The sequence below is a fragment of the Mesorhizobium sp. P3_A9 genome, assembly GCF_056402975.1.
Genome location: NZ_JBFUGJ010000016.1, coordinates 18,334 through 39,787, shown reverse-complemented (window position 1 = coordinate 39,787; position 21,454 = coordinate 18,334). Strand labels below are relative to the sequence as shown.

General features: G+C 63.2%; 22 protein-coding genes and 1 pseudogene. 12 read left to right on the top strand and 11 right to left on the bottom strand.

Annotated features, from left to right (window positions below; translation table 11 throughout):
- Positions 1-51: 51 nt before the first annotated feature.
- Entirely contained in the window at positions 52-852 is an 801-nt protein-coding gene (locus tag AC1DX0_RS05150) for a YiiX/YebB-like N1pC/P60 family cysteine hydrolase (RefSeq protein WP_477354482.1), read from the top strand.
- A gap of 85 nt (positions 853-937) precedes the next feature.
- Positions 938-1,150: pseudogene (locus AC1DX0_RS05145) on the top strand (CHAD domain-containing protein); the annotation flags it as partial.
- 30 nt (positions 1,151-1,180) lie between these two features.
- Here AC1DX0_RS05145 and AC1DX0_RS05140 read toward each other — a convergent pair.
- A complete protein-coding gene (locus tag AC1DX0_RS05140) occupies positions 1,181-2,296 on the bottom strand; it encodes a site-2 protease family protein (protein ID WP_477354479.1) in 1,116 nt (371 codons plus the stop codon).
- A gap of 193 nt (positions 2,297-2,489) precedes the next feature.
- Positions 2,490-3,269: a helix-turn-helix domain-containing protein gene (locus tag AC1DX0_RS05135; protein ID WP_477354476.1), complete on the bottom strand. Its 780-nt coding sequence runs from the start codon at positions 3,267-3,269 to the stop codon at positions 2,490-2,492.
- Positions 3,270-3,383: 114 nt separating this feature from the next.
- Here AC1DX0_RS05135 and AC1DX0_RS05130 point away from each other — a divergent pair, with 114 nt between their 5' ends.
- The 3 genes from AC1DX0_RS05130 (at position 3,384) to AC1DX0_RS05120 (ending at position 5,313) form a co-directional block, all read left to right on the top strand.
- On the top strand, positions 3,384-4,244 hold the full coding sequence (locus AC1DX0_RS05130; RefSeq protein WP_477219047.1) for an SMP-30/gluconolactonase/LRE family protein: 861 nt from the start codon (positions 3,384-3,386) through the stop codon (positions 4,242-4,244).
- An 83-nt stretch (positions 4,245-4,327) separates the two neighbouring features.
- Positions 4,328-4,708, top strand: coding sequence for a nuclear transport factor 2 family protein (locus AC1DX0_RS05125; protein WP_477219048.1), 381 nt, complete (start codon positions 4,328-4,330; stop codon positions 4,706-4,708).
- The gene (locus AC1DX0_RS05120) at positions 4,687-5,313 is read left to right on the top strand and encodes a DNA-3-methyladenine glycosylase (protein WP_477354473.1); all 627 of its coding nucleotides are present in this window, start codon (positions 4,687-4,689) and stop codon (positions 5,311-5,313) included. Before AC1DX0_RS05125 ends, AC1DX0_RS05120 begins: the two co-directional genes overlap by 22 nt.
- A 31-nt stretch (positions 5,314-5,344) precedes the next feature.
- On the opposite strand, the gene AC1DX0_RS05115 is transcribed toward AC1DX0_RS05120, so the two are convergent.
- Positions 5,345-6,235 carry a LysR family transcriptional regulator gene (locus tag AC1DX0_RS05115; RefSeq protein ID WP_477354491.1) on the bottom strand — a complete coding sequence of 297 codons (891 nt, stop codon included), beginning with the start codon at positions 6,233-6,235 and terminating at the stop codon, positions 5,345-5,347.
- Between the two features lie 208 nt (positions 6,236-6,443).
- On the opposite strand from AC1DX0_RS05115, the gene AC1DX0_RS05110 reads away from it, so the two are divergent.
- Both AC1DX0_RS05110 and AC1DX0_RS05105 read left to right on the top strand, forming a co-directional pair.
- Positions 6,444-7,370, top strand: coding sequence for a DMT family transporter (locus tag AC1DX0_RS05110; protein ID WP_477354470.1), 927 nt, complete (start codon positions 6,444-6,446; stop codon positions 7,368-7,370).
- 96 nt (positions 7,371-7,466) lie between these two features.
- The gene (locus AC1DX0_RS05105) at positions 7,467-8,192 is read left to right on the top strand and encodes a haloacid dehalogenase type II (RefSeq protein WP_477354467.1); all 726 of its coding nucleotides are present in this window, start codon (positions 7,467-7,469) and stop codon (positions 8,190-8,192) included.
- Positions 8,193-8,211: 19 nt separating this feature from the next.
- On the opposite strand, the gene AC1DX0_RS05100 is transcribed toward AC1DX0_RS05105, so the two are convergent.
- From AC1DX0_RS05100 to AC1DX0_RS05085, 4 genes are all read right to left on the bottom strand, one after another.
- The gene (locus AC1DX0_RS05100) at positions 8,212-9,993 is read right to left on the bottom strand and encodes a SulP family inorganic anion transporter (RefSeq protein WP_477219053.1); all 1,782 of its coding nucleotides are present in this window, start codon (positions 9,991-9,993) and stop codon (positions 8,212-8,214) included.
- Positions 9,994-10,060: 67 nt separating this feature from the next.
- The gene (locus AC1DX0_RS05095; protein ID WP_013528670.1) at positions 10,061-10,339 is read right to left on the bottom strand and encodes a helix-turn-helix domain-containing protein; all 279 of its coding nucleotides are present in this window, start codon (positions 10,337-10,339) and stop codon (positions 10,061-10,063) included.
- Positions 10,340-10,644: 305 nt separating this feature from the next.
- Positions 10,645-11,346 (bottom strand): phosphatase PAP2 family protein, encoded by a 702-nt coding sequence (locus tag AC1DX0_RS05090; RefSeq protein ID WP_477219054.1) that lies wholly within the window; start codon positions 11,344-11,346, stop codon positions 10,645-10,647.
- Positions 11,347-11,374: 28 nt separating this feature from the next.
- Positions 11,375-11,713, bottom strand: coding sequence for a hypothetical protein (locus AC1DX0_RS05085; RefSeq protein ID WP_027054900.1), 339 nt, complete (start codon positions 11,711-11,713; stop codon positions 11,375-11,377).
- Between the two features lie 169 nt (positions 11,714-11,882).
- On the opposite strand from AC1DX0_RS05085, the gene AC1DX0_RS05080 reads away from it, so the two are divergent.
- Positions 11,883-13,277: a sensor histidine kinase gene (locus AC1DX0_RS05080; protein ID WP_477354464.1), complete on the top strand. Its 1,395-nt coding sequence runs from the start codon at positions 11,883-11,885 to the stop codon at positions 13,275-13,277.
- The gene (locus AC1DX0_RS05075) at positions 13,274-13,936 is read left to right on the top strand and encodes a response regulator (protein WP_477219056.1); all 663 of its coding nucleotides are present in this window, start codon (positions 13,274-13,276) and stop codon (positions 13,934-13,936) included. The genes AC1DX0_RS05080 and AC1DX0_RS05075 overlap by 4 nt, the downstream gene beginning before the upstream one ends.
- Before the next feature lie 239 nt (positions 13,937-14,175).
- Here AC1DX0_RS05075 and AC1DX0_RS05070 read toward each other — a convergent pair whose 3' ends face one another.
- A complete protein-coding gene (locus AC1DX0_RS05070; RefSeq protein WP_477219057.1) occupies positions 14,176-14,775 on the bottom strand; it encodes a hypothetical protein in 600 nt (199 codons plus the stop codon).
- Between the two features lie 274 nt (positions 14,776-15,049).
- Here AC1DX0_RS05070 and AC1DX0_RS05065 point away from each other — a divergent pair, with 274 nt between their 5' ends.
- Together AC1DX0_RS05065 and AC1DX0_RS05060 are read left to right on the top strand one after the other, a co-directional pair.
- The gene (locus tag AC1DX0_RS05065; protein ID WP_477219058.1) at positions 15,050-17,053 is read left to right on the top strand and encodes a PhoX family protein; all 2,004 of its coding nucleotides are present in this window, start codon (positions 15,050-15,052) and stop codon (positions 17,051-17,053) included.
- Between the two features lie 140 nt (positions 17,054-17,193).
- Positions 17,194-17,418, top strand: coding sequence for a hypothetical protein (locus AC1DX0_RS05060; RefSeq protein ID WP_477219059.1), 225 nt, complete (start codon positions 17,194-17,196; stop codon positions 17,416-17,418).
- Positions 17,419-17,445: 27 nt separating this feature from the next.
- On the opposite strand, the gene AC1DX0_RS05055 is transcribed toward AC1DX0_RS05060, so the two are convergent.
- From AC1DX0_RS05055 to AC1DX0_RS05045, 3 genes are all read right to left on the bottom strand, one after another.
- The gene (locus tag AC1DX0_RS05055) at positions 17,446-18,126 is read right to left on the bottom strand and encodes a GNAT family N-acetyltransferase (protein WP_477219060.1); all 681 of its coding nucleotides are present in this window, start codon (positions 18,124-18,126) and stop codon (positions 17,446-17,448) included.
- Positions 18,123-18,608, bottom strand: coding sequence for a MarR family winged helix-turn-helix transcriptional regulator (locus tag AC1DX0_RS05050; protein WP_477219061.1), 486 nt, complete (start codon positions 18,606-18,608; stop codon positions 18,123-18,125). Before AC1DX0_RS05050 ends, AC1DX0_RS05055 begins: the two co-directional genes overlap by 4 nt.
- 175 nt (positions 18,609-18,783) lie before the next feature.
- Positions 18,784-19,971, bottom strand: a complete 1,188-nt coding sequence (locus AC1DX0_RS05045; RefSeq protein ID WP_477219062.1) for a flavin-containing monooxygenase — start codon at positions 19,969-19,971, stop codon at positions 18,784-18,786.
- A 443-nt stretch (positions 19,972-20,414) separates the two neighbouring features.
- Here AC1DX0_RS05045 and AC1DX0_RS05040 point away from each other — a divergent pair, with 443 nt between their 5' ends.
- Positions 20,415-21,452: a phosphatidylglycerol lysyltransferase domain-containing protein gene (locus tag AC1DX0_RS05040; protein ID WP_477219063.1), complete on the top strand. Its 1,038-nt coding sequence runs from the start codon at positions 20,415-20,417 to the stop codon at positions 21,450-21,452.
- Positions 21,453-21,454: the final 2 nt, after the last annotated feature.

The following is a 21,454-nucleotide window of genomic DNA, read 5'->3' as shown; positions in this document are numbered from 1 at the left end:
CGACCGTCGCGCTAGCACTTCCCCTCCGGCCTGTGCTAGTCACGCTCCATCATGACCGAGCCCAGCGATACGCTCCTGGACCGACTTGGCCGCTGGCTCGCCGGCCGGCTGCAGGAAGAGTCCTCCGGCTATGAACCCTACACCCCGTCGGACCCTGAAACGCTGCGCCGCACACTCGAACCCGGCGACATCCTGCTGATCGAGGGCAACCAGAAGATCTCGGCGGCGATCAAGTATCTCACCCAGTCGACCTGGTCGCATGCGGCCTTCTATGTCGGCGACACCTTGCCCGAGCCGGAGGACGGCTCGGAGCGGCCGCGGCTGATCGAGGTCACGATCGGCGAAGGCTGCGTGGCGGTGCCATTGTCGCGCTATCGCACCTACAACACCCGCATCTGCCGGGCGAATGGCCTGACACCGGAGGACCGCGACACGGTCGTCGCCTTCATGGTCGGCAAGCTCGGCCTGAAATACGACCTCAAGAACATTTTCGACATGTTGCGCTATTTCCTGCCGACGCCGCCGGTGCCTGTACGCTGGCGGCGCCGCATGCTGGCCTTCGGCTCCGGCGACCCGACGCGCGCCATCTGCTCGACGCTGATYGCCGAGGCCTATGGCCAGATCCGCTATCCGATCCTGCCCGAGATCACCCGCGCGCCCGGCCGTGCCTCGGCGCAGTCGAACTATWYGCGCAAGGAAATCCTGCATATCCGCCATCACTCGCTSTACACGCCGCGYGATTTCGACCTGTCGCCCTWTTTCCGYATCGTCAARMCRACGCTGGAATATGGCTTCGACTACCGGGCGGTGACMTGGGAYGACAAGGCCGCCGACGCAAAGGCCGCCGAATAGCATTCCTTTCAAGCCGGAAGCGGGCGGCGTCCTTTTGCGGCGGACTGCTCGGATGTCCGTGCGCCGGCATCTCGCGCGTACGGGCCTGCTTGAGGCGGACGACGCGCCGCTTGGGCCGCACGAGGACACAAAGCTTCTCGGCAAACTCATCAAACGTTCGGAAAAGAGCCTGCGGAAATCCTGTCTTGCCGAGGCCGCCGAACTGTTCGGCGACAGCCCTAAGCACTCGACGAAGAAGCTCGCCCGCAAGGCGCGCGATGATCTTGCCGCACCGCAGGAAGAAGCGAACGCGGCCTGATCATGACCGCCTTGCCTCGTTGCTGGCGCCTTAGCCTGGAGGTGCGCCGTCTTCTGCAGGGGGTGTCGGTGCTTCGGTCTCTTTGGGAGTGGGGTATCCGGTTTCTACGCAGACACCGCTTACTATTTTAAGGGCGATCCCGCCCGCCCAGTTGTGAGATCGCAAGATGGCGATGGATGTCTCAAGCTCGGCGGCGGCGATTTCTTTTCGACCGGCGTGGGAATGTGCCAATGCCCGGAAGGCAGCATTCAAGCAGCGATTGAAGTCGTCGGAGTCATCGGCCTGCGCAAGGATATTCAGCGCCTCCTCGTGGCGCCCCAATCGTGCCAGCGCCGCGCCGCGTGTGCCTTTCAGCGTAGGGAGCTCCGGAGACATGGCGACGGCACTTTCCGTCAAGCGATCGAGTAAAGCATCGAGACGAGAGCTCGGCTGGGTGGGTTGAGCGAGGATTTTCGTGGCGGCGGTGTCAATGAGGAGAAGTCGCTCGCTTGCGGACGCCGTGTGGGTCAGCTCATCTTCGAGCGCTGTAATGTCCTCGTCCGTCAGGTCAGGTTTGAACAAATAGAAAGCGATACGATCCGACTGACCCGTGGGGTGCCACGGCGGATCGTCCGGACTCATATACGGCCGCAACCGGTCCAGATAGTCCTGCCAGAGCACCTCGAACGGATCGCGACCTCGGGCAAGTTTCCACAAGGCCAGCATATCGTTGGGCAGTCGCTGGCCGTAGACCTTGGAACGAAGCGGAAGAACGTTGCCGACGACCATTGCCATCTGAACTATAACGGCCGGCGCCAAGATGGTGCCTACAAGTTCTGTGCCGTGAAAGATAGTCATTGCGCCGCTCAGAACACCCAACCAAACGATGTCCATAATCGGCCCTGCGGCCACAAAAAACAGGTTGGCGGGCTTCGAAAAGGATAATTGAGGAAACGTTCTTGTCCAGCCTCCTAGCGGGATAGTCCCTACATGGACCTCCATTCTCAGCAAGCGGGTGTCGAGTGTTGTTGGTCCCAAGCCGAGATGAATTTCTCTTATTTGCAATTTTGCCAGATGTCCGGCGAGAGCATGAGAAGACTCATGCAGGACCAGGCTTATCCAGGCGCCAATGAATGCGGAGGCAGCGACAAGGAGGGGCAAGAGCAAGGTCTTTCAGGAATGAGAGTGGCCCGAGGTATTGCGAATCGTATCTTTATAATTCAGCGCAATCCGCCCTTACGCCAGAAGATCTTGTACCCATCCGCCACCGTTTTCACCATCGCCGACGCTGGAGCGCGACTTCAACCCAAGGGCGGTGCCCTGAGACGCCGAGGCCGTCGAGCCTTCGGCCGGCCAATCGCTATGCCGGCATACGCGGCCTGCCCACCTGTGCACCCGCATCTCGCGGGTGCGGGCCGATCGGCATGATCGCCGGAAACGGCGTCGCGCCAAAGGCAAACGTAAATTTGTAGCCGGTGAGCCCGTCCTCGGGAGTGGTGTGCTGGTCATGATGGGCGAGCAGTTTCACGCGCTCGGCCAGATCTTCCGCCTCGCGCCGCACCATCTCCGCCGTTTCCGGCCGCATCCGTCTGGAGAAGCTGACGAAGGTCGCCTCCTTGTCGATGTGGGTGATGGCCCAGCCGATGAAATTCTTGTTGGTCATCTCGAACAGTGCCTTGAGCGGTCCTTCGAAATTCCACTGGATCGGCGTCTCGACCAGCAATCTTGCCGAAAGACCGCGCCCGATTTCGATCAGGCCGAGTTCCTCGAGGTCGCGCAGATAGAGGAACATCGAGGCYTCGCTCARGCCKTGCGAGCGCATGATGCCTTCGGGCGTGAATTTYTCCGACAGCATGACGAAGATGAACAGCAGTGCCGGCCGGCCAGCGAGCCTGCGCTCGATCTCAGGCGCGATGTGGTTGACCGGCCCCGGCCCGCGATTCATCGAGCCGAGCACGTTTTCCAGCTCGACGCCGGCAGCCGCGCAAATCTCCACCAGCCGGTCGAGCTTGCAATTGCGCTCGTGGAAGATGCGCTTCACCGTTGGCTCGGAAACGCCCATGCGTTCGGCAAGCTCGCGATAGGTGACACCCCTGGCCTTCAGCGTCCGCTTCAGCGCCTCGAAGATCAGAGCGTTCATGGCGTGCACCTCTTGCCCGCAGTTTCGTATCGATATTCGATACTAGCGGTAATCGGACTTCCCGAAAAGTATCGAAAATCCTAGCTGTCCGCCTGTCATCACAGGAGAACAGCCATGAACCGTCTCATCATCTCAGCCTTTGCCGCCACCATCGGCATCGCGGCCGCACCCTCCGCCCAGGCCGGCGAACTCTGGCGCGCCACCGGCTTCGAACAACCGGAATCGGCGCTGTTCGACGCTGCCAACAATCGCATCATTGTCTCCAACATCGTCGGTAATGCAGGCGATGTAGACGGCAACGGTTATCTCAGTGTGCTGTCCCTGGACGGCAAGATTGTCACCCAGCACTGGACCGACGGCATGGACGCGCCCAAGGGCATGGCGATATCGGGCGGCAAGCTCTATGTCGCCGACATCACCAAGGTTCGCGTCGTCGATCTGGCCAGCGGCAAGCTCGTTGACAGCATCGCGGTGCCGAATGCCGTCTTCCTCAACGACATGACCTCGGACAAGGCGGGCAAGGTCTATGTCAGCGACATGCTGGCCGACACGATCTACCGCATCGACGGCGACAGACCGGAGTTGTTCGTCAGGGATGCTTTGTTGGCCTCGCCCAATGGCGTCTTCGCCGACGGCGACAGGCTGATCGTCGCCTCCTGGGGCAAGGGCATCAAGCCCGACTTCAGCACGGCGGAGCCGGGCGGGCTGCTGTCGGTCGACCTCGCCAGCAAGGCGATTTCACCGTTGCCCGGGGCGCAAAAATTCGCCGACCTCGACGGCGTCATCGCCATTGGCGATACCATCTATGCCACCGCCTACATGACCGGCACGCTCTACCGATACAAGACCGGCGGAACGCCGGAAGCGGTGGCGCATTTCAAGCCGGGCAGCGCCGACATCGGCACCGACGGCAAGTCGATCCTCTACGTGCCGCTGATGAACGAGGGCGAGGTCGCGGCGTTGAAGCTCGATTGAGAGTTGTTCCTAGCGGGCCTTCCCTCTGGAAGGTCCGCTCGGGACCGGCGTATGGTGCAGCGGCCGACAGCCAAGGAGTTAAGATGGAAGATCGGGAGATTCGCGCCGCTCTGGATCGCCATTGGGCCGCCTCGGATGCCGGTGACTTCGAGACGGAACATGAGATCTACCGGGAGGATGCGGTGCTCGACTATCCGCAATCGGGCGAGCGCATTCGTGGGCGGCGCAACATCCAGTCGTCGCGCGCCGCGCAGCCGAACCGCAAGCGTTTTGCGGTGCGGCGGATCACCGGCACGGGCAACCTCTGGGTCACCGAATATGTCCTGACTTATGACGGGCGACCGTCCTACACGGTCAGCATCATGGAATTCCTGGACGGCAAGGTGGCTCACGAGACCCAGTATTTCAGCGACCCTTTCGAGCCGGGACCGTCGCGCGCGCAATGGGTCGAGCGGATACCTTGAGCCACAGGGACGATCATCCGCCGATCGCTCGTTTAGAGCTGCCTGAGGATACGGCCGCTCTCGCCCGTTATCTCATCGGCAAGCTGGTGATGCGCGACTTGCCCGAAGGCATCGTCAGCGGCCGCATCGTCGAGACCGAAGCCTATGTCGTCGGCGACGCCGCCGGGCATGGTTTCAGGGGAATGACCGCGCGCAACCGTTCGCTGTTCCTCGAGCGCGGCCACGCCTATGTCTATCTCGCCTATGGCATCTCCWAGATGCTGAATGTCTCGAGCGAGGCGTMGGGGATTGGAACCGGCGTGCTGATCCGGGCGCTCGAGCCGCTCGAAGGCATCGCCATCATGCGGCWSAACCGCGGCGTCGAGCGCTTGCGCGACCTGGCGCGCGGGCCGGGACGGCTGGCGGCGGCGCTGCGGATCGATCGTTCGCTCGACGGGCTCGATCTCTGCCGGAAAGGCCCGCTATGGCTCGCAAGCGATGACTTTGAGCCCGGCGAGATCGGGCAAGGCATCAGGATCGGCATTTCGAAAGATGCCGACCGACCGCTGCGTTTCTACGTCAGAGGCAGCCCGTTCGTCAGCGGCTCAAGGTCGCTTCGGGAATAAGAGACCAGTCAGCTTTAGCAGCGCGACGCGCTCAGACGGCGATTTGAAGCGTCCCGTAACGCTTCACCTCGGCCTCGATCTCCCTGACCAACGTCTCGAGCGCGGGGTTCCGGGGGGAGCGCGCGCGCCTGATKACATARGCYARGTCTGGAGGCTTGGGGAATTTGTTGTCGACAATCTCCATRTYGGGCTGCAGGTASCGCTGGCTCAAGAGGGCGACGCCGAGCCCGGCGGTCACGCCCGCAATGATCCCGGCAGCGCTGGAGCATTCGAACACGGTCTCCAGCACCGTATCCTCGTCCTGCCCGACATCGATGCCCCAGCGCCGGTAAAAGCAATTTTCATCGAAGGACAGAAACGGGACCGGCTTCCCGGACGACAGAACCAGGTCGCGCGATTTCACCCAATGCAGCGTCTCGCGGAACAGGAGGATGTCGGCGGGGCGGACCTCGTGCTGGAAGACCTGGATGATGGCGGCATCAAGGGCTCCCTGGCTCAGTTGCTCCTGCAACACAAGGCTCATGCGCACCTGCGTGCGGACGCTCACCTCCGGGTAGAGCCGGCGAAACCGGCCAAGAATGCGCGAAAGGTCCGTGCAGGTCGTATCCTCGGTCATTCCCAGCGCGATCTTGCCTTGCAAAGTGCTTTTCGACAGGCTCAGGACCGCCTCGTCATGGATGCCCAGAATGCGCCGCGCATAGCCAAGCAGATCCTGCCCGGCCGTGGTGAACATCGGCGCGTTTGCTTTCCGGGCGAGGATTTCGCAGTCGAGACTCGTTTCGAGTCTTCTGATCTTGTGGCTGACGGCCGACTGCGACAGACCGAGAATTTCGGCCGCGCGCGTAACGCCGCCGTGCTTCTCGATGGCGACCAGTGCGCGCAAGGCGTCGACATCCAGGCGGCGGTTCATCAGTCCGGCCATGACAATCCTCGTTCGAAACAAGAGCAGGGCGCCGATTTCTGATCCGCAGGCGCCTCTCAAGCAAGCTTGTATGCTCGTTTTAGCGGCTATTTCATGGACGTATCGAAATTTGTCATGTGCAAACGACCGTTGGTGTCTCCAATAGTCCGAGCCAACACCGGCCGTGCTCCGCTTCGGGGGCCACGGGCGGGCCTGAATAAGAGATCCCATGACGCTCCTGCCCACCAAAGCCCATCGCCTCCTGTGGCCAATGATGGCGACGGCGCTGGCCGTAAGCTGGAGTTCCGGCTTCGTCGGCATCCGCTATGCCAGCGAGAATGCCGATGTCATGCTGGTGCTGTTCTGGCGGACATTGATGTCCGGGTTGATCCTCTTGCCGTTTGCTCTCCTGATCGGACCGCGCATRARCGCSCGTGCCYTKRTCCAGCAGATGRTCTTCGGCGTGGCGATRATGTTCCTCTATCTMGGCGGATTCGCRCTTGCCATCGGYCAGCGCGTGCCAACCGGGCTTGTCGCGCTGATTTCCGATCTTGTGCCTCTCGCCATCGCGGCCTTGTCGCAGCCGGTTCTGGGACACCGGTTGACCGGGAGACAATGGATCGGAACGGCGCTGGGTGTGACCGGTGTTCTCATCGTCTCGCTGGACAGCCTGAGCCTCGGGACGGCCCCGGTCTGGGCATATGTGTTGACGGTCGCTTCCATGATGGTTCTGGCGCTGGCCACCCTGGTGCAGAAGCGGATGGGGACGATCAATATGCCCATCCATCAAAGCCTGTGCATTCAATGCCTGACGGCGGCGATCCTTTTCGCCGGTTGCGCCCAATGGAATGGCGGGCTGATGCCGCCCCTCGATGCCCGTTTCGGGTTCGGCATCGCCTGGCTGGTGCTGTTTTCGACCTTCTTCTGCTACGGCACCTATTATGCGAGCCTGCGCCTCTACACGGCCTCACAGGTCAGCAGCGTGATCTATCTCAGCCCACCGGTGACGATGCTCTGGGGTTGGTCGATGTTCGGCGAGCCGCTTTCGAAAGCGATGTTGGCTGGCCTTGCGGTGACACTGTTCGGTGTCTGGTTCACCTCGTCGGGCAGCGCGGCGTCGAAGGACATTCAGCTCAATCAGCAGCAGATCGGCTAATCCCCGAGGCGAAATCGACTTCATGATCGATCCCGATCCACGCCGGCATCGCTCACTCACGGACATTCACTCATGGACATCAAGGAGAGGTACCTCATGAAGCTCACAGATTTCAAAGCCCTGACCTTCGACTGCTACGGCACGCTGATCGATTGGGAATCCGGCATGATCGACGGCCTGAAGCCGCTGACCGAACGGGCCGCCCGCAAGTTGAGCCGGAACGACATTCTGGAGGCGCAYGCCCGGCACGAATCCAGYCAACARARATGGACKCCRGGGAARCGYTAYCGCGACCTYCTGSCGRTCGTTTACAAGCGACTTGCGGAGGAGTGGGGTGTCATCGYMACSCKAGAGGAATGCSTGGCGTATGGCGAGAGCGTGAAGGATTGGCCGGCYTTTGCCGAYTCMGCGGASGCCTTGCARTAYCTCARAARGCACTACAAGCTGATCATCCTCTCCAACGTCGACAACAAAAGCTTCTCGTTCAGCAACAGGAAGCTCGGCGTGGATTTCGACGCGATCTACACGGCGGAAGATATCGGCTCCTACAAGCCTTCCGACCGGAATTTCGACTATATGCTCGAAAAGCTCGGCACGATCGGGATAGAGAAGCCAGAGATCCTGCACACCGCGGAAAGCATGTTCCAYGATCACGCTCCCGCCAACCGCTTCGGYCTKACATCGTGCTGGATCTATCGCCGGCATKCSGATCAGGGTTTTGGCGCGACGATGAACCCCGGCGACGTCCCGACGGTGGATTTCCGCTTCGACAGCATGGCCGACCTAGCGAAGGCGCACGCTGAGGAAATGCGGGGCGGCTGACATCCGAGCCGCGATGCAGCTATTGCGTGACCGCACGCGCCGACGCCCCAGCCAACTGCGCCCGCGCGTCCTTGATCGAGGCGGCGTAGGTCACCAGCGGTCGTTTGACGCCATGGTTGATCAGGGTGCGCCGGATCTGCGGCGAGGCGCCCGCTATGATGAAGCGGACGCCGGCACGGCTGGCCTTGTGAGCCGCGCTTTCGATGACATTGGCGGCCGTCGAATCGAAAAGCGGCACGGCGGAACAGTCGAGGATGAAATTCTTGCGCTGGTCGGCGATGCGGTCGAGCACGGTGCCGACGGTGGAGGCGGCGCCGAAGAAGAAGGCGCCGGAGATACGGTAGACGACGGTGTCTGTGTCGCTCGCCTCGCTGGCATCATAGGCGCGGCCACTGCTGTCGGCGACATCGTCCTGCACCAGCGGCACATCCGCCTCAACCGCGATCGACTTGGCCATGCGGTCGATGAACAGGATCGAGCCGAGCGCGAAACCGACGACGATGCCTTCGGTCAGGTCGCGGAAGACGACGATCAGGAAGGTCGCCAACAGCACCAGCGCGTCGCCGCGTGAAGCGCGCAGCAGCGTGGCGAAGGCCTGTTTCTCGAACATGTTCCAGCAGACCACCGCCAACACGCCGGCGAGAGCGGCAAGCGGGATGTAGCTGGCCAGCGGTGCCGCCACCAGCATGAAGACCAGCAGGAACAGCGAGTGCAGCATGCCCGAGACCGGCCCATGCGCGCCGGCCCGCACATTGGTGGCGGTGCGGGCGATGGTGCCGGTGGTGCAGATGCCGCCGAACAGCGCSGAGGCGATGTTGGCGAAACCTTGCGCCACCAGYTCGCAATTGGARCGGTGCCGCCGYCCGGTCATGCCGTCGGCRACSACGGCCGACAGCAGMGATTCKATGGCGCCGAGCARGGCAAAGGCAATGGCGTCCGGCAGCACCGCGACCACTTTACCCAGGCTGAGCGCCGGCAGCGCCGGAAACGGCAGGCTGCGTGGAATGCCGCCATAGCGCGTGCCGATGGTTTCCGCCGGCAGTGCCAGCAGCGCCACCACCAGCGAGGCGAGCCCAACGGCGATCAGCATGCCCGGCCAGCCCGGCCGCCAACGCTTGACCGCGACGATGGTGACGATGGTCAGCACCGCCACCAGCGTCGCSGAGATGTTGACCGTGCCGGCTGCATGCCCGATCGCCATCAGTTTCGGCAGCAGCGGCCCGGGCTCCGGCCCCGCAAGCTTCAACCCGAACAATTCGACGATCTGGCCGGAGAAGATGATGATTGCGATGCCGGCGGTGAAGCCGACCGTCACCGGATAGGGAATGAATTTGATGTAGGTGCCGAGCCTGAGATAGCCGATGGCAAGCAGGAAGAGGCCGGACATCATCGTTGCCAGGAGCAGTCCATCGACACCTTCGCGCTGCACCGTTGCCGCCACCAGCACGATGAAGGCGCCGGCCGGCCCGCCGATCTGGAAGCGGCTGCCGCCGAGCGCCGAGACGATGAAGCCGCCGACGATTGCGGTGAACAGGCCGCGCTCCGGCGTCACGCCCGAGGCAATCGCGATCGCCATCGACAGCGGCAACGCGACGATGGCGACGGTCAGCCCGGCCATGAAGTCGGCCTTGAACTGCGGCAGGTGGTAGCCCTCGCGCCAGACCGTCACCAGCTTGGGCGTGAACAGTTCGGCGAATGTCGGCTTTGTCGACCCTTGGGCCGACTTTTGGGCCGACCCAGGGGTCGATTTGTGGGCTGGCTTATGGGCAGGTTGATGCACTGCCTGACGGGTCTGATCCATGGACTGCCTTCCGAACCTGAAAGGCGGCGGGATCGTCGGCAGSACTGTCGGCGGTCGCCGTCGCGACTTATGCCGGCTCAGCCTTGGGATCTGGCGGCACGGCGGGCTTGAGGCGCACGCCCCTGCCGCCGCGCTCGCTGGCCTGGTTCTCGCCGATCAACTCCACCCCGGCCTCGTCGAGCGCCTGGATGACCTTCATCAGCGTATCGACCACGCCCCGGACCACGCCGTCGCTCGCTTCCATGCGCTGGATGGTTGGAAGCGAAACACCGGCACGCTCGGCGAGCGTCTTCTGATCGATGCCGGCCAGCGCCCTTGCGGCGCGCATCTGCGCGGCAGTGATCATCGGTCGGAACCCATGTCTGAGTCTGCTGAAATAACGTATAATACCATTATCATGATGTTTCAAGCATCAATATGAATGTCTGAGACGTAAGCACCGCCGCCTGATTGCCCATTTTTCGATACTTCCCGAGGAATGCAAGCTAGGGTCTCGTCCATCTAAGGCAGGGGGTAACGCGGTGAACATTTTCAAGGCTTTGATGACGTCGGCATGCTTGCTGTCGATGGTATTGGCGCTGGCAGGCTGTGGTGGACACCTGATCAACAGATTGATCTGAGCGCAAGCCTGAGCGGTGCGGTCAGGCGCCATCAGGCATCGTCGCTGACCACCTTGCGCCGCTGCAACACCCGCGCCACCAACCAGCACAACATCGCCCAGGCGAAGCCGGCGCACCAGCCGGCCAGCACGTCCGACGGCCAGTGGACGCCGAGATAGATGCGGCTGACGCCGACCAGTACCGTCGTCAGCACGGCCAGCGACAGGACGTAGATCTTGGTCGCCCGGCCATGCAGGAAGCGCGCCGCGAGCGAACCGAGCGTGAGATAGGTAACCGCCGACAGCATGGCATGGCCGCTCGGGAAGGAAAGCGACGTCTCGCTGACCAGATGCGAAACGAGTTCGGGCCGCGGCCGGTCGACGCCGAGCTTCAGCAGGCTCGACAGCACCTGGCCGCCGGCGACAGCGACGAAGATGAGAAGCGCGGTGCCGGGCCTGCGGATCAACAGGAGATAGAGGATCGTTGCCGTCGTGATCAGCACCAGCACGCTGGCGCTGCCRAGGCTGGTGATGTCGCGCATCGCSCCTTCCAGCCATGGCGGCCCGATCGGGACGCCGGGCTGGCCGGCCTGGCGGAAAGCGAGCAGGATCTCGGTGTCGAAGGCGTGCGGGGTGGTGGCGCGCGCCACCTCCATCAGTTCCTCAAAACCCCACAGCCCGCCGGCGATGACCAGGCCGGCCAGCAGGACCGGGAATTCGATGCGGTTGAGCAGGGTGCTTGCGGTGTCTTTCATCGGAGCGGTGTCGCAGTCCTCATCTCGGTCAACGCCCTTGCAGATAGGGCCCGAGCGTGATCAGCGCCACCGCGGCGATCGCCAGCACGATGCCGCTGGCCTGCAGCGCGTTGACGCGCTCGCCGAAGAACACCAGCGCCACGACGTTGACCGAGACCAGCTGGATGACCGCCGAGAGGCTGAACGACACCGACATGCCGAATTCGCGGATCAGCCGCAGCATGATCAGGTTGCCCAGCGAATAGAGCGCGAGCGTCAAAAGGATCTTGCCCAGGCTCGGCGCCAGTCCCCATTGCTTGGCGGCGGTCGCCGCCAGAAGGAAGATGACCGTTGAAAAGCCAAGCTGCAGCAGTCCCGAAAAACTCAACGTCCCGTCCCCCTCGAAGCGGCTCTGGCGGCATCTGCCGCGGACCTTGTTTCCGACGCACGCCGAGACGTCAAGTAACCTCGTTCTAACGAAGGTCTTGGCAACGGCACGACTGAAGCTCAATGTGCTGATGTCGCCCGGCTGTCGATGGAAGGGCGGTCAGGGGCACATGATTCGTATTCTGCAGAACTTGGCGCGGCGCTGGAGCGAGCTTTCTCTTGCCCTGCAATTCCTCGTTGCCGGCGGCTTTGGCCTTCTGGCCGTCATGCTGGTGGTGGGCGCCTGGGTGACGTCGCAGATCCGGGACGGCGTCATCCGCAATTCGGCCGCGTCGACGGCGCTTTATGTCGACAGCGTGATTGCGCCGCTGCTGCCTGACCTGCGCAAGAGCGAGGAGCTCAGCGAATCCGCAAAGCAGGCACTCGATGAGACGCTCGGCCAGGGTGCGCTCGGCAAGCGCCTGGTCTCGTTCAGGCTCTGGCGCCGCGACGGTACCGTGCTCTACGCGAAAGACTCGGCGCTGATCGGCCGCCGCTTCGACCTGACCGACAATCTGCRGGCCGCCTTCCAGGGCAACGTCACCGCGCAATTCGATACGTTCGACGAAGACGAAGAGAAGGAGCGGGCCGCCGGCGTGCCGCTGCTGGAGATCTACAATCCCGTGCGCGCGCCCTGGTCCGGCGAGGTGGTGGCCGTCACTGAATTTTTCGAGGTCGCCAGCGATTTCAAAGCCACGCTGGCTTCCGCCCTGTTGTCGAGCTGGCTGGTCGTGGCCGGCACCACCTTGGCGGCGTTTCTGCTGTTGTCGGGCATCGTGCTGCGCGCCAGCCGCACCATCGACGACCAGCGCGGGGCGCTGCGCCGTCAGGTGTCGGAGCTGCAGGGCCTGGTGACGCAAAACAGCGCCTTGCGGCAGCGTGTGCAGCGGGCGTCCCGCCGCGCCACCGCATTCAACGAAAGATATTTGCGCCGGATCGGCGCCGACCTTCATGACGGACCGGCGCAACTCGTCGCCCTGGCGGCGCTGCGCATGGACAGCCCGGTATTTTCCGGCGACGGCAATTGGGGCGAAAGCCGCTCGACCGAGGTCACGATGATCCGCAAGACGCTGGAGGATGCGATGCGCGAAATACGCGGCATCTGCACCGGCCTCGTGCTGCCGCAGATAGAGACGGCCGCCGCGATGGACATATTGCGGCTGGCAGTCGACGAACACCAGCGCCGGACGGGAACGTCGGTGACGCTCACGCTGCCCAGGCATCTGCCCGAACCCGGCGCCTCCGAGAAAATCAGCATCTATCGTTTCGTGCAGGAAGGGTTGAACAATGCCTATCGCCACGGGCGGGGCAAGGATCAGGCGGTGCATGCCGAAATGAAAGGCGGCAGGCTCTTCGTCGAAGTATCGGACGGCGGGCCAGGCTTTGATCCAGCGGCACGGGTCGAAGGATTGGGGCTGGCTGGCCTCAGGGATAGGGTTGAAAGCATTGGCGGCCAGTTCGAAACCCGGACTGGACCGCAAGGCACGCGGCTGGTGATCAGCCTGTCAGTCGAGGAGCAAGCATGATTGGCGCCATTCGCATCGCTATTGTCGACGACCATCCGCTTTTTCGCGAAGGCGTGACGCGCAGCCTGTCGGAACTCGGAGGCTTCGAGATCGTCGGCGAAGGTGCGACGGCGCAGGATGCCGAACGCATCGCCTCTACGGTGCGGCCCGACCTATTGCTGCTCGACATCTCCTTGCCGGGCGGCGGCCTGGCCGCGGTTGCAACCATCCTTGCCGACCATCCCGCCCAGAAGATCGTCATGCTGACCGTKTCGGAGGCCAATGCCGACGTAACCAGGGCCCTGAACGCCGGGGTGCAGGGCTATATCCTGAAGGGTGTCGGGTCGCGCGCGCTGGCCGACATCCTGCGCAACGTGGCGGCCGGCGAGAGCTATCTTACGCCGACCCTGTCGGCGCGGCTGCTTTCGGATCTCCAGTCCCCGCAGCCTGCCAACGGCGTGGCGGACCGGCTGCGGCAACTGACCGAACGACAGACGGAAATCCTGCAGCTGGTGGCGGAAGGGCTCAGCAACAAGGAGGTCGCCCTGCGCCTGGAGCTGCAGGAGAAGACGGTCAAACATCACATGACCGGGGTGCTGTCGAAACTCAATGTGCGAAACCGCACTGAAGCGGCTCTCATGATGCGCGAGTTTCACGACCGGGACCGGAACCGCTCGTAGAGCAATTCACCGTTTCACGGAAACGGCGAATTGCTCTAACTCTTTGTTTTGACGCAATTCGCAAGGGAAAGCGCTACGCGCTTTTCCCGGGAAAACCGTTTCACACTTTTCCTGGAATTGCTCTGGGCCATTCTCTTAGGGCCATCGCGGACCCGTACGAGGGCCAGACAAAGAGAGGTCACCTCCGCCGGGGGCGGCGGAGGTGACATGCGAAGCTGGTCGTTGCCTGTTGACCAGCCTCACATAGCCTTCAGACGGCTGACATCGGCCGGCGTGGCCCGGCGGTCGATGATTGTGCGGCCCAGCGCATCCTGCATCTTGAACCGGCCGCTATCGACCTTCTCGACGATGCCGTCGGGGTGCGTGACCGTGATCTTGTTGCCGGTCACGTCGACCTTGTCACCGGTCGTGGTGTTGACATGGCTGGCGCCTTTGTCGCTTTGGCCATTGCTGGATCCCGAGCCGTCGCCATCTGTTCCGGAATTGCCGCCGTTTCCATTGCCGTTGCCACTATTGCCGCCGCCGCTGTTACCGCCATTTCCATTGCCGCTATTGCCGCCGTTTCCGTTGCCGCTATTGCCGCCGCTGCTATTGCCGCTGTTACCACCGTTACCGCTATTGCCGCCGCCGTTACCGTTGCTGCCGTTGCCGCCACCGTTGCCGTTTCCATTGCCGTTGTTGCCGCCGCCATTGCCGCCCTTGGCGGCCTGCGCGGTGGCAGCGTCGATTCCGGGGGCGGAGCCGTGCAGGGAAATTCGATAGGGGATGGTGGTCAGCGCCAGAGCAGCCGCCGAAACAAGCGTCAGCCGGCGACAACGGGCCGTGATCGATCCGTGCATCCCTGATCTCCGTCGATTGAGCCGGCGCGCCCACCCCAACGTTGCAACCAACAACATCGCCGAAAGATGTGGTGACCGGAAGCGACCTCCGACCGTTGCGGTTGTCCTCCAGGACCTTTGCCAACGCAAGATTGGACCAAAGTCTGATGTTCGGGTGAGTGAGTCGCCTCGCTCCCAGCATTGGAGCTTGTATGATGTCACGAAAATGTGATCGGCCTGGCGTAAGGGGTCGAACAGGCAACAAGCTCCAGCCACTCCAAAGCCAGAGGCCCTGATGACCGAACATCGTTCCCCCGACGCCCGATTCCGCACCAGCCTGCTCGAGGAAAACGAAGGACCGGCCGTCAACCCCACCGACAACCGCACCATGGGCGAAATCATCGCCGCGCGGTTCTCGCGCCGGGGTTTCCTGAAGGGATCGCTCGCCGTCTCAGCGATCGCCGCCACCGTCAGCCCGCTGGCCATGATCGCGGCAGACGATGCCCGCGCCGCGGAAGGCTCAGCCTTCAAATTCGACGAGCTCCAGGCCGGCATCGACGACAAGCACCATGTCGCGCCGGGCTATGATGCCGACGTGCTGCTGCGCTGGGGCGATCCGCTGTTTGCCGATTCACCGGAGTTCGATCCGACCAAGCAGTCGGCGCAGGCGCAGGCCAGGCAGTTCGGCTACAACAACGACTATGTCGGCTACATCGCGATCGACGGCTCGGCCGAGCACGGCCTGCTGGTGGTCAACCACGAATACACGAACCCGCATCTGATGTTCCCGGGCATTGTTTCGATCGTCGAGAAGGACGGGAAGAAGAAGGCCGAGGTCGCGCCGCTCTCGAAGGAGCAGGTCGATGTCGAAATGGCGGCGCATGGCGGCACCATCGTCGAGATCCGCAAGGTGTCTGGCAAATGGCAAGTGGTGCGTGACGGCAAGCTCAACCGCCGCATCACCTCGACCACCGAAATGGCGCTGTCCGGTCCGGTCGCCGGCCACGACCGCGTCAAGACCAATGCCGATCCGTCCGGCACGAAAGTCTTCGGCACTTTCAACAACTGCGCCGGCGGCGTCACGCCGTGGGGCACCTATGTGATGGCCGAGGAGAACATCCACGGTTATTTCTCCGGCGAACTGCCGGAAGGCCACAAGGAAGCCGCCAACTACAAGCGCCTCGGCATTCCGGAAGGCGCCTATGAATGGGGCGCGCATTACGACCGCTTCAACCTCGCCAGGGAGCCGAACGAGGCCAATCGCTTCGGCTGGATCGTCGAGGTCGACGTCAACGATCCGACCTCGACGCCGAGGAAGCGCACCGCCATGGGCCGCTTCAAGCATGAGGGCGCCGAATCGATCGTCGCCAAGGACGGCCGCGTCGTCTTCTATCTCGGCGACGACGAGCGCTTCGACTATGCCTACAAGTTCGTCACCAAGGGCACGTTCAACGCCAACGACCCTGCCGCCAACAAGGACCTGCTCGACGACGGCACACTGCATGTCGCCAAATTCGCCGAGGACGGCACGGTCGACTGGCTGCCGATCGTCTTTGGCCAGGGGCCGCTGACGGCGGAAAACGGTTTTGCTGGCCAGGCCGACGTGCTGATCGAGACGCGCCGCGCCGCCGATCTGCTCGGCGCCACCAAGATGGACCGGCCCGAGGACATCCAGCCCAATGGTGTCAACGGCAAGGTCTATGTCATGCTGACCAACAATTCGAAGCGCAAGGCAGACCAGGTCGATGCCGCCAACCCCCGCGCTGAAAATGCCTTCGGCCACATTATCGAGATCACCGAGAGCGATGGCGATTTCACGGCCACCAAGGGCAAGTGGGAAGTGCTCTTGAAATGCGGCGATCCTTCGGTTGCCGATGTGGGCGCTACCTTCTCTACGGCAACGACGGCCAATGGCTGGTTCGGCATGCCCGACAATTGCGCGGTCGATTCGGCCGGTCGCCTGTGGGTCGCCACCGATGGTCAGGGCCCGAAGGCCACCGGCCGCACAGACGGCCTGTGGGCGGTCGACACGGAAGGGGCGGCACGGGCGACCTCAAAGCTGTTCTTCCGCGTGCCGATCGGTGCGGAAATGTGCGGCCCGCTGTTTGCGCCCGACGACCAGACCGCGTTCGTCGCCGTCCAGCATCCGGGCGATGGCGGCGAGGATTGGGAAGGTTTTGGCCGCCCGTCCTACTATGAGGATCCGTCGACGCGCTGGCCGGATTTCAAGCCAGACATGCCGGTGCGGCCGTCGGTCGTCGCCATCACCAGGCAGGGCGGCGGCAAGATCGCGGTCTGAGTTCGGGCCTCGGTTTGCAGCCTTGGGAGGGGTTTCGGTTCCCGAACGCCCCTCCTTCGTGGCATGAAGCCCATTCAAGCTCCGGGAAAGATTGGCAATTTACAGGTGGCGCCCTAGGTCGTTCTCAGGAGACCGCCACCATGTCGAAGTCCATCTATGATCGTGGCCTGCTCAAGCCCGGCGACATCGCCAGGCTTCAGCGCGTCTTTGACGAAGCCTGCCTCAAGCGCGAAGCGCACCCCGATTCGCCGGAAGCGCGCGAAATCGCCCTGACCCTGCTCGCCCTCCACAATGCCGGCATGGTCGACGAGGAGATGCTGACGGACGCCGTCGGTTTCCGCCGGCTGGAGCCGAAATCGGCCTGAGATTGAAGAGCCACTTCCAGCCTGCCGCTATCCCTGACGTTGGACGATAGCCACATTGATCGCGCTTCGCAATTTGAAGCCGATGGATTCGTACAGCTTTATCGCGCCGGCGTTGGTCGCGTAGGCGTGCAGGTAGGGTACCTCGCCGCGTGCGAAAATCTGATTGGCCACGACCACGGACAGCAGCCGGCCGAGGCCGCCGCCGCGGACATCCGGATGCGAGCAGACGCCGCTGAGTTCGCTGTAACCCGGCTGCTTCATCCGTTCGCCGGCCATCGCCACCAGCCGGCCGCCGGCCTTCACGCCCCAGAAGTCGCCAAGGCTCAACGCTCCGGACGTGAATGGGCCGGGCTTGGTGAGCGCCGCCAGGGCCACCATTTCCGCCACATCGTCTTGTGTCAGGCGTTGCACCCGATCATCCGACACCAGCTGTAACGGCGCATCGGCAACCATTTGCACGGCTGCGGCTTGCGAGATTGCCGAGAGGCCGGCCGGAAGGGCTATGGGGTCGGCCTGAGCCATGATGACGCTGTCACCGGGGCCGACAAGGTCGTTGAGCGCCTGCAGGCTTTCGGCATCGTCCGCGGCGGTGGCGGCGAAGAGGGCGAATGACGGCGAATAGCGCCTGGCGAGCTCGCCACCTTGCGCGAGGGCTTGATGGCGCGTCGCAAGCGCGCTCCAGACGGGCCGGTCGAGGACATGTTTCACTGCGCGACACCCTTTTTCACACGGCGATCGAGTGGAGCGGCGGAGAGCCCGTCCTCGATAGCGGCGAGTTGATCGAGAAGCGGCCCCGAGAGGTCCCGGCACAGATCCGCGACGGCGCGCTCGATGCGCGGCCAGACGTCCCGCTTCGCCACGTCGACCAGGCGCTGGCCCTTGCCCGTCAGGGAGACCATCTTGCGGCGCTGGTCACCTTCCGACTGGACGGCTTCGACCAGCCCCAACTCGACCAGCAGCGACACGCTTCGCGTCACGCCTGGCTGGGTCAGCCCGAGCGATTGCGCCAGTTCGCCGACGGCCAAAGGCCCCAGCCTGTCGAGCGCAGCAAGCAGCGGGTATTGGCTCGATTGAAGCGGGACCTCCAGGCCGTCGAGCAGATGCTGCGCGTCGGCCTGCAATTGTTCACCGATGCGCTTCAGCCTGCTGCCCAGGCAGAGATAGCCAAGCGACCGAATAACGTCTTCCATGATCAATCTGTCCCTAGAGCAGTTCACGGTTTCACGGAAACGGCGAACCACTCTAACTCTTTGTTTTGACGCAATTCCGAACGGAAAACCGTTCACACTTCTCCTGGAATTGCTCTAAATCCATAACATGTTATATAACATGGCAAGGAACGAGTCAAAGCCGCCTCCAGTCAAATCAGCGTGAGTCACCCGAGGGCAGGGACGCACCGGCGATCCGCCTGGCGATCGCCTTGCCCAATATGCCGGCATTGGCAAAGCAGCCGCGAATGCTCGGCCGCATACCAGTGAACCACAGGCCGGGCAGTTTCGGATCGGCGTCGCCGCCATTGAAGAGCGGGACGCCCTTGCTGTCGAGGACGCCGAGACTGCCGACCATGCGCTCCAGCCCGGTGCGGTAGCCGGTCGCGGCAATGACGATATCGGGATCGATCAGGCTGCCATTGGCCAGGATCACGCCGTCGCGGCTGAACTCGCGTATCGCCGGCACGACGGTGATCTTGCCCGATTTGATGGCGTCGACGGCGCCATCGTCCGCGGCAATCGCGGTGTAGTCGGAGGTCAGGCGGCTGGCGCCGCCCGACGGCGCGGGCGGCATGCCGAATTTGGTCAGATCGCCGAAAACCAGGCGCTGCGTCGCGGCGATCGCCGCATCGGCGACGCGCAGCGGCAGGCGCGCCATCAGCGGCGAGAGCCGGTGCACGGCGATCTTGCCGATCCGCTTGGGCAGAATGGCGGGGCCGTTGCGGGCCGACAGCCAGAGAGCCGCCACATCCACGCCAGCCAGGTGATTGAGGGCGTCAAAGCCCGAATTGCCGGCGCCGACAACCAGCACCTTCTTGCCGGCATAGGACCTGGCGTCGCCGAAATCCGCCGAATGGATGATCCGGCCCGCGAAGGCCTCCGCGCCCTTCCATTGCGGCGTGAACGGCTCCTTGTCGCGGCCGGTGGCGACGACGACATGACGCGCCAGGCGTGAGCCGGTGCTGGTGCGCACGGCCCAGTGGTCGCCCCTGAACACGATGGTCTCGACGGCGACGCCAAACTCCACCGGCAGCCGGTTCGCGTCCCGGAAATCGTTCATATGGCGGATAACGACGCTCTTGGGTGGAAAGGCTGGCGTATCGCCGGGATAGGAAAGGCCAGGCAGTGCCGAGAGATCGCGATGGGTGTTGAGATGCAGTTGCTGGTGCCGCCGATGCCAGGGCTCGGCCAGCCGGCTCTCCTTTTCCAGGATCGACGCCGGCACGCCGGCCTTCATCAAAGCCTGCGCGGCGGCCAGTCCCGCAGCACCGGCGCCAATGACGATCGCCGGCTCGATCGCCACCAACTGCTCCACCATCGGTCTGGTCGTCGTATCAGTCATTCACTCTCAAAACCCATTCAACCGCCACGGCATCCCGACAAGGTTTGCAGGACGCTGTAACCGTTTGATCGCGCGCAAACCCATGCAGCGGATCGGTACCCATTGCCGAGGCCCCGCGCCGGGCCGCGCTTGCGCTCCAGAGCATTGCGCCGCCAAGCGGAAACAACTTCCATCGCAAAAATGCGGCCAAAACAACGACATGAAGCGGGATGCCCGCTTCTGTCCGAAACCATGCAGCCCTATATGGCATATCCGCGGCATCGGCGATAATCAGGTCGCGGCAATGTGATTGATTCGAGCTCCGGGGGCTGGCGGATCTCGTTACCCACGCAGGAATTCGAAATCGCAGCGATTTTGGCTTCCTACGAAAAAACAGGACGCCGTGGCGCGTCCAGCGTGTCGAAAGACACGTCGCGCCACAGACGGCACGCGGAATCTCGACCATGCCCTCCTTGCGGATCTATTTCGACAACATCCTCGAGGGCGCCTCGCCCAAGGTCGAGCGCCTTGCGCTGACACATGTCGAACGGCTGGCGCTTGTCCGCCGCCATGGCGATTTCTCGCTCGCCTATTCCACCGCGGTGCAAGCCAAGCTTTCCTATTTTGGCGACGCCGACGGCTACATCGCCTTCGGCACCAAGATGAAGCATCACTTCGCTCTCGGCGACCCGGTGGCGGCGCCGGCCCGGCGGGCCGACTACATCAGACGCTTCGTCGAGACCGCCGGCGACCCATGGTTCGTGCAGATCGGCGAGGAGACCGCGCGCGTGCTGGCCGGGCTCGGCTACAAGGTCAACCGGCTGGGCATCGACACAAGGCTCGTCCTGCCCGAGCATGATTTTTCCGGCAAGCGCAACGAGACCGTGCGCTATTCCGAGCGCTGGCTCTCGAAGAAGGGCTTTTCGTTCGAGGAAGACAAGCGGACGGTGTTCCTCGACGAAATCGCCCGGCTGTCCGAAAACTGGCGCGGCGACCGCATCGTCAAGCGCTGGGAGATGGGCTTCCTCAACCGCCCCTTCAACGATCACCTCGGCACCGACATGCGCCGCTTCGTCCTGCATGGACCCGATGGCGAGCTGATCGCCCTGCTCGATTTCGATCCGCTGTTCCGCGACGGCAAGGTCATCGGTTACACCACCGCCTTCAAGCGCAAGCATATAGATGCTTCGCCGCACGCCGAGATCGGGCTGACCAAATTCGCCGTCGACCGGTTTCGCGAGGAGGGCATGGAGGTGGTCACGCTTGGCCTGTCACCGCTCGTCGACGTCGACCCGAGCGGATTTGCCGAAAGCGATTTCTGGCGCAACGTCTTCCAGCGCGCCTACTCTTCGCCATGGGTCAACCGCCGCCGGTTCAACCTGCAGGGCCAGGCGGCATTCAAGCGCCGCTTCCACGGTATGGAGGAGCCGGTCTATATCGCCTTCCGCGAGGGGACCTATATCGAGATGCTGGGGCTGCTGCGGCTGGTCAAGGCCATCTAGAT